This window comes from Microbacterium sp. PAMC22086, from assembly GCF_019443525.1.
In the GTDB taxonomy this organism is placed as follows: Bacteria; Actinomycetota; Actinomycetes; order Actinomycetales; family Microbacteriaceae; genus Microbacterium; species Microbacterium maritypicum.
On record NZ_CP080380.1, the window covers coordinates 1,912,167 to 1,925,714 of the forward strand.

Below are 13,548 nucleotides of genomic sequence, written 5' to 3' on the forward strand. Positions count from 1 at the left end.
CGTCAGAGACGACCCGCCGCCTTCAGCTCGAGGTAGCGATCGGCGATCCTCGGGGGAAGCTCCTCCGGGTCGGCGGCGATCGCCTCCCCGCCGGCTCTGCGGATCGCGTCCGCGACGTTCTCCGCGTCGCGGAGGGAGCGTTCGGCGGCCGCTGCCAGGTACACCTCTTCCCGGGAGTCGCGACGGCGTGCGAGCGCGGAGATCCCGTCGTCGGTCACGGATCCGACGAGCACGGTCGTCGCACGAGACGCGTTCGGGAAGGCTCCGAGGAACCCACGGGCCGACTCGGCGGCATCCTGCGCCGTCAGTGCCACGATCAGCGAGGGACGCGTGGTGAGCGTGCGCACCGCGGCGAAGGCTCCATGCCAGTCCGTATCGACCAGTCGTGCGTGCACGGGAGCCATGGCATCGGTCAGCGCCGGGAGGAGAGCGGCGCCATCGACGCCCGTGACACGACCGCGCACCACCCTGTCGTACATGAGCAGGTGCACGTGGTCGCCGGCACGCGAAGCGAGCGCGGCCAGCAGCAGGGCCGCCTCGAGTGAGGCGTCCACGCGCGTGCCGTCGCCGACACGCGCCGCGGCGGTGCGCCCGGTGTCGATGATGATGACGACGTGGCGGTCGCGTTCCGGTCGCCACGTGCGCAGCATGGTCGTTCCCGCCCTGGCGGTCGCCCGCCAGTCGATCGAGCGCACATCGTCGCCGCGGACATACTCGCGCAGCGAATCGAACTCGGTGCCCTGACCGCGCACCTGGATGCTGGTGTTGCCATCCAGTTCGCGCAGACGCGCGAGGCGGGACGGAAGGTGCTTGCGCGAGGAGAAAGCGGGGAGCACGCGGATCGAGCCGCGAACCGAATGACGTGCCTGCCGACCCGCGATGCCGAGAGGGCCGCGGGATCGGATCATCACGAACTCGCTGACCAGCTCACCGCGGCGGCGGGGAAGCAGCGGAATCGTGACACGGCCGCGCTCGCCCGGGGGCAGGAGCAGACGCTGTCGCTCCGTCGGCGCGCCCGCCGTCGGCTGCCAGGCGTCACGGATCACCGCGTTCAGCAGCTTCGTGCCGTGGTTGTGCACGGCCACGCTGACGGGGACGGGCTCTCCGATGCGCACCCGTCGGGGGAGTCTGCGGCTCACCGTGACCGAGCGAGGACTCGCGGCGAGGGCGACGTCGGCGGCGACGAGCAGCAGGCACAGACCGATCCACGCACCGAGAACCGCGTACGCCGGGTAGCCCGCGAGTCCGGCGATGACGAGCGGGATGAGGCCCACGGCAAGGGCGACGGCGAGGCGGCCGGTGACGAACACCTAGATCGGCACCCTGGTCTGCTGCACCACGGAGGTGAGCACCGCATCGGCGGACACGCCCTCCATCTGGGCATCGGGTCGCAGCTGGAGGCGGTGACGCCACACCGGAACCAGCATCGTCTGCACGTGGTCGGGGGTGACCGCGGAAGAGGCGTTCAGCCAGGCCCACGCCTTCGCCGCGGCGAGCAGACCGGTCGAGGCGCGCGGGCTGGCTCCCAGCTCGACGGACGGCGACTGGCGGGTCGCACGAGCGAGGTCGACGACGTATCCGAGCACGTCGTCGGTGACCTCGACCGCTGCGGCTGCCTGCTGCGCCGCCCTGATCTCCTCGGCGGTGACGACGGCCTCGAGGCCGGTGAGCTCACGAGGGGAGAAGCCCTCGGCGTGTCGGCGCAGCACCGACACCTCCGCGTCGCGCTCCGGCATGCCGACGACGAGCTTCATCAGGAAGCGGTCCAGCTGCGCCTCGGGCAGCGAATACGTGCCTTCGTGCTCGATGGGGTTCTGCGTCGCGGCGACGAGGAACGGGTCGGGCAGGGGACGGCTGACGCCGTCCGCCGACACCTGACGCTCCTCCATGGCCTCCAGGAGTGCGGCCTGGGTCTTCGGCGGCGTGCGGTTGATCTCGTCGGCGAGCAGGATGTTCGTGAACACCGGACCCGCGCGGAAATCGAACTCGCCGGTGCGTGCGTCGTACACGAGTGACCCGGTGACGTCGCCGGGCATCAGGTCGGGGGTGAACTGGACGCGCTTGGTGTCGAGCCCGAGTGCCCTGGCGAACGAGCGGACGACCAGGGTCTTCGCGACACCGGGGACTCCCTCCAGGAGCACGTGGCCCCTGGCGAGGAGGGACACGAGCAGTCCGGTGACGGTGCCGGCCTGGCCCACCACCGCCTTGTCGACCTCGGTGCGCACCCGGTGCATGGCCTGACGCAGCGCGGCGTCGTCGATGGGATGGTTCTCAACGGTCACGTGTTTCCCTCTGATTCTCGGGGATGGGTGGTCGGATCTGATCGGTCGGCGTGGGTGCTGTCGTCCACGGCGGTCTCGAGCTGGTCGAGGCGTCTGGCGAGGTCGACCAGGCCGGCGTCGTCGTCGGGGAGCGACCCGGCCAGCAGGGTCTGCAGTGTGCCGCGCGGGATGCGCAGTCGGTCAGAGGCCGCATCAGCGACCTCGTCGGCGCCGGCGTGGACGGCGAGTCCTAGTCGTCGGGCGAGCCGGCGCTGCGTCCCCTCGCGGAGAGCCTGCGCGGCGTGCGCCGCATCCGCAGCTCTCGCCGTGAGACGTGCACGTCCGTGCATGGTCTCGGATGCGCGCACGGTGACCGGAAGCGTCTCGGCGACGAGGGGGCCGAACCGCTGGCCGCGCCAGAGGGCAGCGGCTATCCCTGCGGCGATCAGCAGCAGGATCGCAGGAGTGACCCAGGTCGGTGTGAGGCTTCCGAGCGTGTCGATCGGCTCGGCTTCGATATCGGAGTCCGCGAAGCTCGGGACGTACCAGACGATGCGGTCGGTCTGGCCCAGCAGGGCGAGGCCGAGGGCGGCGTTGCCGTTCTCGGCGAGAGTCGCGTTGCTGAAGAGCCTCGTGCCCTCCACGATGACGCGTTGCGGACGGGCGCGGCGGTCCACGAGCACGGCCGCACCGTCGGCGTCTCCGAAGCAGGCCTGCACGCCGTCCGCGGGAGTGAACAGGCGGTCGGCGCGGATCGTCCCCACCTCGGCGAACTCGGCGACGTCGCAGTCCGCCGTCGCTGCCGACAGTGTTCCCGTGGCGTTGTCGCCGATGCCGAGCTCGTTCAGCAGGTGTGTGCTGGTGGAGAGGAAAACGACGCGCTCCGCGGGCTCGGTGAGCGTCTGCAGGGCCTCGTCGGTGAGCGTGTACGGGTTGGACATCACGAGCGTCGTGCTCTCGTCGATCGCCGCGCGCGCCTGGGATCGAGAGCGGTGCACCTCGATGTCGACCCCCTGGTCGCGCAGGATCTCGGCGAGCGCGAGCGCGCCGGCGTCATCGCGTGCCTCCGGATCGAGCGCTCCTCGTGCTCCAGGTGCGGTCGCGGCGACACGAAGACCGACCAGCGCGACGATCAGCACGAGGGCGGCGACGATCGTCCACCCGATGATCGTCTTCGCCCGACTCGGGCGGTGCTCCGCGGTGGAGGGATCACCCGGGGACGATGCGGCAGTGGGGGAGACGGTGGGCTCGTGATCGATCACACTCATGCCGGCACTCCTTCGGGGCGGCGCGCGCGGATCCGGTCATCGGTGTCGACGAGGTCGCGATACGTCTCCGGCGTCGCGGAGTGCCCGAGGTAGCGGACGTCGTCGAACGAGACGGCCGCTCGACGCATCGCGCCGGCCTCGTCGGCGAACACCGTGCTCGCCTCGCGGGCGATCGACTGGGCCGTCGCGCCGGGGGCCGGATCGATCAGGTCGCGCTCGCGCAGGCTGCGCGCGATGGCCCGGTAGCGGAGGATGGTCGCTGCATCCCAGTCGCGCTCGCGCGCGGCCCGGTCGGCGTCCGACCTCAACTGTGCGGCGCTGCGATCGTCGGCTGCTCCGAGGAGGTCGCCGGTCGGGCGCCTGACCGCGCGGGAGCTGCGCGGTCTTCCCCAGATGATGAGAGCGGCGATCAGTGCGGCCGCGATGATGACGGTGACGATGATGAGCGCGGACGGCCCCACGTTCGCGCCGTTGCCCGAGCTGAAGAGGTCAGCCAGGAAGCGGCCGATGTCACGGGCGAGGAGATCGAACCACGTGGGTTTCGCGTCGGCGTAGCGGGGATTCGAGAGCTCTTCCTCCGCCCAGCGTCGTGCGTCGTCCCCATCGGGGACGAAGAGGTCGTCGAACCGTCGGATCATGCGGCGCCGTCGGCCCCTGGCGCTGTCCAACCGCCGTCAGTGGGAGCGTCTCCGGCGGCAGGGCTGCTGGGCGTCGGGGACGCGCTGGTCCGGACGGGAGGCACGGGAGGCGCAGGAGGCGGCGGTGCGGGGAAGGCGACGGAGGGCGCCGAGGCCGCTGCTCCGTTCTGCGTCTGCGCAGGAGGTGGCACAGGAGGCTGTGCAGGCGAGCCCGGTGCGTACGGGTACGGCGTCCCCGCGTACGGCTGGGCGGGAGAATACTGCGGAGCGAACGACGGCGCAGCCCCCGGTTGCGTGACCGGTTGCTGTGCGCCGTACTGCGCGTACGCATACCCCTGCGACATCATGACGTGCTCCGGCACCTGGCGGGGCGGCGGTGCCGAGGTGACAGCGCGCGTCGGGTCGACGCGGAAGGGATCGTCCTGCTGCTCATCGGTCCAGCCGAGGTCGCGGCGCTCGACATACGCGATCAGGGTCTGATCCAGCCCTTCGTAGCGCATCCGGCAGTCGAGGTAGACGAGTGCGGAACCGGTGCTCTGCACCACGAGCGTGATCGCCTGGATGACCAGGAGCAGGATCTGCGGGGCGATGAGCGTCACGATGAAGGCGATGACAGCGCTGGGGTCCTCGGCGCCCGTGGGTGCGACCACGGAACCGAGAAGGGAACCGAGCAGTGTGACGGGCACGCTGACGACCTGCGCCGCGATGCCCATGATCGCGCTGATGAGGAAGGTCACCCCGAACGCGACCCAGAAGCGCCCGCGGGTGAGTCGCCAGGATCGCACGAAGGCGTCACGGAAACGCGCACGCTCGAGGACCAGGATCGAGGGCACCAGCAGCAGCTTCGTGGTGAGCCACACCGCGAGCGGGATGCAGGCGAGGACGATGACGATCACCACGAGGACGACGACGCCGACCATCTCGACGCTGCCGCCGAGACCCCCGGCGATGAAGGCGGCGATGATCACCGCGGCGATGATGAAGATGCCGAACACGGCAGCCACCGAGAGGGAGGCGAACCCGGCGAGTCGCCAGAACGCGGGGGCCATCCGGCGCCAGAGCATGCGCAGCGTCGCCTTCACCCCGATCGCGGCGTACCCGATCTCCGCGGCGACGACGCCCTGCATCATCGCCGTGAAGGCGATCGAGGCCAGTCCGACGGCGAGTCCGGCGATCAGGTTCACCGCGATGGTGCCGGCCATCACCGCTTCGAAATCCGGAGAGGAAGGCGAGACCGTCTCCAGGCGGCTGAAGGTCGTGAAGAGGACGACGCCCATGACCACGGCGGTGACGACGACCACGACGAGCTGGATCACGACGGCGAAGCCGAAGAGCACCTTGGGGTTGTGGCGCAGCGCCGCGAAGGCCTTGCCCAGCAGCATCCCGAACGACAGTGGATGAAGGGGAATGATGCCCTTCTTCGGGGCAGGCGTCCACGTCTGGCCGGTCACAGGCACTCCCTCTCCATCGCGCGCTCCCATCGTGTCATATCCGATGCGTGGCGCGCAGACCTGGGGTCGGCGGGACTCGGTGCCATAAGGTAACTCTTATGACCTCACGTATTCTCGTGGTCGACGACGACACCGCGCTCGCCGAGATGATCGGGATCGTGCTCCGCACCGAAGGCTTCGAGCCGGTGTTCTGCGCGGACGGTGCGCGCGCCGTCGACGAGTGGCGCACGCAGCGGCCCGACCTGGTGCTGCTCGATCTCATGCTCCCCGGTATGGACGGAATCGAGATCTGCACTCGCATCCGTGCCGAGTCCGGCGTGCCGATCATCATGCTCACCGCACGCAGCGACACCGCCGATGTGGTCCGCGGACTCGAGGTCGGCGCAGACGACTACATGGTCAAGCCCTTCAACCCGAAGGAACTGGTGGCGCGCATCCGCACGCGGCTCCGGCCCACGCCGCAGGCCACGAGCGAGCAGCTCCGGGTCGGGGATCTCACCGTCGACGTCGACGCGCACGAGGTCCGTCGCGGCACCGCCCCGATCGCTCTCACACCGCTGGAGTTCCAGCTTCTCGTCGCGCTCGCCTCGAAGCCTCAGCAGGTGTTCTCCCGGGAGATGCTGCTCGAGCAGGTCTGGGGCTATCACTACAAGGCAGACACCCGGCTGGTGAACGTGCACGTGCAGCGTCTGCGCGCGAAGGTCGAGCTCGACCCCGACAACCCGAAGATCGTCATGACGGTGCGCGGCGTGGGCTACCGCGCCGGGAGCATCGGCTAGGAGCACGATGGCCGCGACGACAGCGACCACCACGACGGTCGCTGTCCTGCGCGACTGGCGAGGCTGGCCGACGATGCTCGCCATCCTCTGGCGACGCTCGCTCCGCTTCCGCACGCTCTCGATAACCCTGCTCGCCACCTCCCTGGCGATCTTCATCACGTGCGTGACGATGGCCCTGGTCATCCAGAACGATCTGTTCATCTCGCGCAAGGACGTCGCTCTCGAAGACTCCCGCCGAGCGGTCGATCAGGCGCAGGGGATCCTGGATGTGGCCGAGGTGGGAGACGACTCTGCTGCACTCACGGAACTGTGGAACAGCGTCCAGTCGAATCTCACGCGCACATCGAGCACGGATCAGCTCGCCGGGTTCAAGATCGACAACGCGAAGGGCGTCCGCCTGAACGGCTTCGAGGCGGGGTTGAGTCGGAGCCTGCTGAGCCCCGAGCTCCAGGCCCGCGTCGTGGAGTTCGACGATCGCCAGGCCTGGCAGTCCGTGGCGCTGCCCGTCGCGGACGGGGGAGAGGTCCCCGGCATCATCGTGGGCCAGCAGCTCCAGGTGCCCGAGGCGGGAGCGTTCGCGATCTACTTCGCCTACGACCTGGGCGATGCCGATCAGACCCTCGTCTTCGTGCAGCGCACGCTCTGGATCGCCGGGATCGGTCTGGTCGCGATCGTCGCCGCGATCTCGTGGATCGTCCTTCGCGCGGTCTCCACCCCGATCGTGCAGGCCGCAGAGACCAGCGCACGGCTCGCGGCGGGCGACCTCGGGGTGCGCCTCGAGGTGCACGGAGAGGACGAGTTGGCCACGCTCGGACGCTCGTTCAACGCGATGGCGGACAGCATCGAGTCGCAGATCAAGGAACTCGGCGAGCTGTCGATGGTGCAGCAGCGCTTCGTGTCGGATGTCTCGCACGAGTTGCGGACACCGCTGACCACGATCCGCCTCGCTGCGGACATGCTCAACGACCAGCGCGAGGAGTTCGACCCCACCACCGCGCGGACGGCGGAGCTGCTGCACGCCCAGGTGCAGCGGTTCGAGACGCTGCTGTCGGATCTGCTGGAGATCAGCCGCTACGACGCGGGATCGGTGCAGCTCGAACTCGAGGCGACGAGCCTCACCCACCTGGCCGAGGACATCATCGAGCAGATGCGCCCGCTCGCGGAGGGTCATGGCACTGAGCTGCGGCTCGTGGCGCCTGGCGGCTACTCACCCGTCGACATGGATCCGCGGCGCGTGCGCCGGGTGCTGCGCAATCTGATCGGCAACGCGATCGAGCACGGCGAGGGGCGTCCCGTCGTCGTCACGGTCGACAGCAACCAGCACGCCGTGGCGGCAGGGGTGCGAGATTTCGGCCTCGGGATGCAGCCCGCCGACGCGGAGCGGGTCTTCGACCGCTTCTGGCGCGCCGACCCCTCTCGTCAGCGCACGATCGGCGGCACGGGACTCGGGCTCTCCATCGCCCTGGGGGATGCGAGTCTGCACGGCGGCACGCTCGAGGTCTGGTCGGAGCTCGGTGTGGGAACGAACTTCGTGCTCACGATCCCCCGGCACGACGGGATCCTGGACGGTCCGAGCCCGATCTCCATCGAGCCGCAGGAGCCGTTCGCGGAGATCGGCGACGCGACGCAGCCGATCTCGTTGACGGACGCGCCCGCCGGTCTGTTCGACGAGGAGGACCGGTCATGACCCGGCGACGAGGGACACGGAGGATGCTGGCCATCGCGCTGGCACTCACCGCGCTTGTGCTTCCTGCGTGCGCGGGACTGCCCACCAGCGGTGATGTCGCCGTCGGCCTGAAGCTCGGGGAGTCCCCGCAGGACGTCGACATCCTGCCGGTCGCCTCCGGCCCCATCACGGGTGCCGGGCCCGAGGAGATCGTCGAGGGCTTCCTCGAGGCCGGCATCACGACGACCGAGAACTGGGACACCGCACGCGACTTCCTCTCGCCCTCGCTGCAGCGGAGCTGGAGTCCCTCGGCAGGGGTGTCGATCGACGTCGGCACGGATACCAGGACCATCACATCCTCGGTCCCCGACGACGAGGTGGAGGGTGCGGACACCGCTGAGGTCCAGGTCACGCTCGACCTGGTCGCGAGCGTCGACGACTCCGGCGGCTACTCCGAGGCCCTCGGGTCATCCAACGTGGCGTTCACGCTGCAGCGGATGGAGAGCGGCGAATGGCGCATCACGCAGGCGCCGGACGGTGTCGTGATCGACGAGACGCGCTTCACCAAGGTCTTCGAAGGGTATCCGCTGCAGTACTTCGACCTCGGCTGGTCGAGACTGGTGCCTGACATGCGCTGGTTCCCGCGGCGGCAGAGTCCCGCGACGACCGTCACGCGGGCCCTCATCGGCGGCGAGCCCAGCGGATGGCTGGACCCGGCGGTGCAGAACGCCTTCCCCGCCGACGTGCAGCTGGCACAGGACGCGGTGCCCATCGTCGGACAGGTGGCCGATGTCGCGCTCACGCGCCCCGCTTCGGGCCTCGATGCGGCCACTCTCGCCCGCATGCGCACCCAGCTGCAGGCGACCCTCCGCGGCGCCGGCGTCGCGGTCACCCAGGTACGGTTCACCGTCGACGGGCGCGACCTCGGTGCCGGCGTGGCGGACGTGGTGGAGCCGTCGGCCGAGGTCGGCACGCTTGTGCTGCAGAACGGCGCCTTCGGGCGGATCGTCGGCGATGAGATCTCGCCCCTCACCGGTATCAGCTCGGAGATCACCGCCATCACGCAACCCATCGTCTCGATCGATGTGGCTGCGGATGACTCCCGCGCCGCCACGCAGCTCGGTGACCAGCACGTCTATCTGATCGGCGAGGGAAGCCTCGACGAGCTCGATTCCCGTCCAGGGCTCATCAGACCCTCGCTCGACTCCTACGGGTACACCTGGTCCGTCCCCGCGGGAGCGCCCACGGCCTTGCAGGCGTCGGGGAGCGACGCCGTGGCGCATCAAGTCGCGACGGCGTGGCCGAGCGCCTCGGCGATCTCTCATCTGAGGGTCGCACCGGACGGCGCCAGGGTGGCTGCCGTGGTGACCGTCGGCAAGCAGATGTGGGTCGTGGTCGCAGCCGTGGTTCGCGACTCGGCGGGCATCCCGATCGAGCTCGGCGAGGTCAAGCAGTTGACCCAGTTGTTCGAGCTGGCGACGGGGCTGTCCTGGCTGGGTGCAGACCGTGTGGGAGTCCTCGTCGATCCGAACAGCCCGCGTCTTCTCACTCAGATGGTGGGAGGGCCCGGTTCGGCAGAGGCCGCCCCGAGCAATGCGATCTCGATCGCCGGCGCTCGCACCGCTTCCGGCGTGCGGATCCTCGGAGCGAACGGCGAGCTGTTCGCCCACGCGGGGTCGGCATGGCGCGAGGTCGCGTCCGGCGTCTCCGTGCTCGCCACTCGCGTCGGCGAGTGACATTCCCTGCACCGACGGCGGTCGTCACACGATCGTGCGCAGAACGGAGCGCGGTGGCGGAACCGGACGGATCCACGGCCGCATACTCCTCGCATGTGGACGAAGCCCCAGCTGCTCGGCGTCGGCGCGGAGATCGCCGCGTTCCTCCTCGCAGCGTCGTGTGCCGGCTGTGATGAGCCGGGAACACTCCTGTGCCCGCGATGCCGAGAGGCGCTCGCACCGACCCCGCAGATCGCGGTGACGCCTCGAGGGATGCAGGTCACGGCCGCCCTTCGGTTCGAGGGTGTCGCGGCCCGGTGCATCCGTCGCCTCAAGGGTGAGGGCGAGACGCTCCTCGCCCGTCCGCTCGGCGCGGCCCTGGCGACGGTGCTCGCGCCTTCGGTGGGCGCGGCGACGTGGGTCGTGCCGGTGCCGACGACCAGGAGCGCGTTCCGTCGGCGCGGCTATCGCGTCCCCGACCTCCTGATCCGTCGAGCGCAGTCCGAGCCGCAGCGGCTGCTCTCCCTCGCGAGCCGCACGGTCGACCAACGTGATCTCGGTGTGCGGGCACGAGAGGCGAACGTACGCGGAGCCTTGCGTGCGCGTCGGAGGGGGGAGGGCGCCGAAGCGGTGATCGTCGACGACGTCGTCACCACCGGGGCGACGCTGGATGAAGCGTCGCGAGCCCTGAGATCAGCCGGATTCCGTGTGGTGGCGGCGGTCGCGCTCGCCGCCACGCCGCGTCGCAGCGGATTCGGATGAACCTCATCGGGGATGCACCGGCGATACAGGGGAACCAGACCGTGACATCCGCCGATCAGCGGACTACGGTGGGGGGGACACAAGGCGACCACGGTCCGCCCTTGGCCGGGAGGACCGGGACAAGGAGGCAGCAATGGAAACAAGCATCGTTGGCGTCGGAGTGGGTATCACCGATCGCTTCCGAACCGTTGTCGAAGAGAAGATCGCCAAGATCCAGATGCTCGCGTCCCGCGCGCAGAGACTGGATGTGAAAGTCACCCATCGCGTGTATCGCAACGGTCGTGTCCCCGACGAGACCGTCGAGCTGACACTGATCGGGAAGGGACCGGTCGTTCGCGCAGAGGCGACGGACGGAGACAAGTTCGTCGCCCTCGATCTCGCTGTCGACAAGATGTCCGAGCAACTGCGTCGCGCCAAGGAGAAGCGAGTCGACGGACGACAGCACCCTCGCGGCGCGCACTTCGAGAAGGGAAGCGGATCGCTCGAGGGCATCGACGTCCAGCCGGCGTCGGCCGACATCCTCCACGCGGTGGCGACCGGCAGCATGCCGGTGCAGCAGAGCGAAGAGGAAGAATACTCGCCCGTCGTCATCCGCACGAAGAGCTTCGATGCGGTGTGGATGACCGTTGAGGAAGCCGTCGACAGGATGGAACTGGTCGGACACGACTTCTTCCTCTTCGTGGATGTGCGCACCGACCACCCGAGCGTCGTCTACCGCCGCAAGGGCTGGGATTACGGTGTGATCGCGTTGAGCACTCAGGCTCCGCCCTCCGAGGCTCTCGCCTCCTGATCCGCAGTGCACGACGGCCCGATCCCGGAAGGGATCGGGCCGTCGTGACGTCCGGATGCCGAGACGCGTCGGAATCAGTCGAAGATGCCGTCGAGCAGACTGCCGATCACGAGACCGCCGAGGATGCCGGACGCGAGGTCTCCGCCACCGCCGCCGCGCCGTCCGCCGCCACCGCCCCAGCCGCCGCCACCGCCCCAGCCCTGGTCCTGCGGGCGGGAGGAGTCGATGTCGCGCTGGGCGAGCTGAAGTGCCTCGGATGCGAGGTGAGCGACCCGGCGGGCTTGCACGAGTGCCGCCTCGCGGGTGTCCTCGGCGGGCAGCAGATCCGACAGATCCACACGAAGCCTCTCCGCCTCGGCGAGGCGGGTGCGGGCGTCTGCGCCGATCCATCCGCGGTGTCCGGAGATGAGGCCGCGGGCCACGCCGAGCTGGCGGTCGGCGTCATCGATCGCGTGCTGCACCTGCGCGATGCTCGGCAGCGGGTTGTCCGCGCGATGACGTGCCTTGGCGATCGCCTCGTCGAGCGCCGAGTTGGCGTCGCGCAGCTGGGAGAGCTCGGCGAACGGGTCGTTCGGCTGTCCGGAGGGCGTGAGCGCTGCGAGGGCGCTCTGCAGCTCGGCGACGGCCTGGGCGACGGCGGGTACGTTCGGCGCGGTGCGAGCGGCGATGAGATCCCCACGGGAGTCGGCCACGACCTCGGCGAGGGTGGACTCGGCGCGCAGCGCCTCGATCTCGAAGTCCTCCACCGCATCGAGCAGCGCGGACGCGCGTCGTGTGGCTTCGGTCGCCGTCTCCAGGGCGACGTTCGCCTCCTCGTTCTGCTTCGCCGCGCGACGACGCTCCGAGACATCGGCGCTGTGCGTCGCGAAGCTGATGAGCTGCTCGGCCTCCGCCGCGCTGGCCGTGATCTGGTGCATGGCGGAATCGGAGTATCGGGCCGAGAGCCGAGCGACGGCCTCGTTGGTCTGTGGGATCCGAGCGCTGAGGGCGGCCGCCTCGGCCCGTACCTGCGCGATGATCTCGGGCGCGCGGCGAACCTTGGCGACCGACTCGGCGAGGACCGACGTCTTCTCGTCGAGCAGGTCCTGGGCCCAGTCGCAGAGCTGGAGGATGCGGGCGTTGCGCGTACGGAGCTCCTCGACGGTGTCGGGAATCTCGTCGTGGTTCAACTGGTGGAGCTGGAATGCCTCGCGCAGGTGGGTGCGCACCGCAGCGAGAGCCTTGCGCAGGTCACCGGTGAGCGACTCGCCGAGTTCCGCCTCGGCGAAGGAGAGCTCGTCCGAGGTCGTGCGGATCCGCTCGTCGGCGCTGACCAGGGCCTGTTCGGCACGGCGAGCCAGATCGGCGTCCTGTGCGGCGAGTTCTTCCTGTTCGCGTTTGCGTTTGCCCCAAAATCCAGCCATGAACCGATCCTAGTTTCCCCGGGGCCTGTGGTGGCTGAGCATCCGCTCGGGGCGAACGGGGATCTCACGCCCGTCGCGGCGTGCGGAAGACGTCGGCGACGCCGGTCACAGGGCGGGCACGGGCGCGGCGATCGGGGCTCCGGCCTTCGCCGGCCTCCCGCGCTTGGGGCGTTCGGCGGTGAGCTCGAGCGACAGCGCATGGCGGGGATGCCCGCTGAGGCGCTGCGCCGCGTGATCGAGCCAGCGGACTTCGGCCTCCGCGGCGAAGATCATGGAGTCGGCGACCAGCGACCACGCGAGTCCTTCGGGGTCGTCCCCGTCTCCTCGCGCCTGTCGCTCGTGCTGGAGCGCTTCCAGCTGTCGCATCGATGCCGATCGCTGCGCGTCGATCGTGGCTGCGGCGTCGACGCCGGGGAGGGTCGCTGCGACGGCCAGTTTGATCGTCAGTTCGTCGCGGGTGCCCTGGGAGCGCACGACGGGGGAGGAGAGCCAGTTCTCGACGTCCGTGTGCCCCGCATCCGTGACCTGCCAGTACACGTGACCGTGGTCGTCGGCATCGCCACGCGAGACCAGCCCGTCGCGTTCCAGACGCTCGAGGGTGTTGTAGATCTGCCCGACGTTCAGCGGCCAGATCGAGCCGGTGCGGCGATCGAACTCGTGTCGGAGCTGGTAGCCGTAGCAGGGCCCCTGCGCGAGGATGGCGAGCAGGCTCTGGCGTACTGACATCGTTCATCTCCGTTACCGTGCGTGGGAATGCGATACCGAGTATATGGTTATCGGTCGCACCCCCGGACCGACGCGCGGGACCACCATGC

General features: G+C 69.6%; 12 protein-coding genes. 5 read left to right on the top strand and 7 right to left on the bottom strand.

Going from position 1 to position 13,548, the window contains the following annotated elements; genetic code table 11:
* Positions 1 to 2: 2 nt before the first annotated feature.
* Genes KY497_RS09550 through KY497_RS09570 form a run of 5 tightly spaced genes read right to left on the bottom strand, consistent with a single transcriptional unit; the run spans position 3 to position 5,618 of the window.
* A complete protein-coding gene (locus KY497_RS09550) occupies positions 3 to 1,310 on the bottom strand; it encodes a DUF58 domain-containing protein (protein WP_219868936.1) in 1,308 nt (435 codons plus the stop codon).
* Entirely contained in the window at positions 1,311 to 2,234 is a 924-nt protein-coding gene (locus tag KY497_RS09555; protein WP_229778894.1) for a MoxR family ATPase, read from the bottom strand.
* A 44-nt stretch (positions 2,235 to 2,278) separates the two neighbouring features.
* On the bottom strand, positions 2,279 to 3,529 hold the full coding sequence (locus KY497_RS09560) for a DUF4350 domain-containing protein (RefSeq protein ID WP_219868937.1): 1,251 nt from the start codon (positions 3,527 to 3,529) through the stop codon (positions 2,279 to 2,281).
* Positions 3,526 to 4,167, bottom strand: coding sequence for a DUF4129 domain-containing protein (locus tag KY497_RS09565; RefSeq protein WP_055869087.1), 642 nt, complete (start codon positions 4,165 to 4,167; stop codon positions 3,526 to 3,528). The genes KY497_RS09560 and KY497_RS09565 overlap by 4 nt, the downstream gene beginning before the upstream one ends.
* Entirely contained in the window at positions 4,164 to 5,618 is a 1,455-nt protein-coding gene (locus tag KY497_RS09570) for a glycerophosphoryl diester phosphodiesterase membrane domain-containing protein (protein ID WP_055869086.1), read from the bottom strand. The genes KY497_RS09565 and KY497_RS09570 overlap by 4 nt, the downstream gene beginning before the upstream one ends.
* Positions 5,619 to 5,716: 98 nt before the next feature.
* On the opposite strand from KY497_RS09570, the gene mtrA reads away from it, so the two are divergent.
* The 5 genes from mtrA (at position 5,717) to hpf (ending at position 11,330) form a co-directional block, all read left to right on the top strand.
* Positions 5,717 to 6,397: an MtrAB system response regulator MtrA gene (gene mtrA, locus KY497_RS09575; RefSeq protein ID WP_218682648.1), complete on the top strand. Its 681-nt coding sequence runs from the start codon at positions 5,717 to 5,719 to the stop codon at positions 6,395 to 6,397.
* 7 nt (positions 6,398 to 6,404) lie between these two features.
* Positions 6,405 to 8,084 (top strand): MtrAB system histidine kinase MtrB, encoded by a 1,680-nt coding sequence (gene mtrB, locus KY497_RS09580; RefSeq protein ID WP_055869085.1) that lies wholly within the window; start codon positions 6,405 to 6,407, stop codon positions 8,082 to 8,084.
* Positions 8,081 to 9,799: an LpqB family beta-propeller domain-containing protein gene (locus KY497_RS09585; RefSeq protein WP_258185643.1), complete on the top strand. Its 1,719-nt coding sequence runs from the start codon at positions 8,081 to 8,083 to the stop codon at positions 9,797 to 9,799. Before mtrB ends, KY497_RS09585 begins: the two co-directional genes overlap by 4 nt.
* A gap of 93 nt (positions 9,800 to 9,892) precedes the next feature.
* A complete protein-coding gene (locus KY497_RS09590) occupies positions 9,893 to 10,540 on the top strand; it encodes a ComF family protein (protein ID WP_127482567.1) in 648 nt (215 codons plus the stop codon).
* A 133-nt stretch (positions 10,541 to 10,673) separates the two neighbouring features.
* Entirely contained in the window at positions 10,674 to 11,330 is a 657-nt protein-coding gene (gene hpf, locus KY497_RS09595; RefSeq protein ID WP_218683346.1) for a ribosome hibernation-promoting factor, HPF/YfiA family, read from the top strand.
* Between the two features lie 74 nt (positions 11,331 to 11,404).
* Here the strand turns inward: hpf and KY497_RS09600 are convergent, their stop codons facing one another.
* Together KY497_RS09600 and KY497_RS09605 are read right to left on the bottom strand one after the other, a co-directional pair.
* Positions 11,405 to 12,733 (bottom strand): hypothetical protein, encoded by a 1,329-nt coding sequence (locus KY497_RS09600; protein ID WP_055869081.1) that lies wholly within the window; start codon positions 12,731 to 12,733, stop codon positions 11,405 to 11,407.
* A gap of 105 nt (positions 12,734 to 12,838) precedes the next feature.
* Entirely contained in the window at positions 12,839 to 13,459 is a 621-nt protein-coding gene (locus tag KY497_RS09605; RefSeq protein WP_219868938.1) for a PadR family transcriptional regulator, read from the bottom strand.
* Positions 13,460 to 13,548 lie beyond the last annotated feature (89 nt).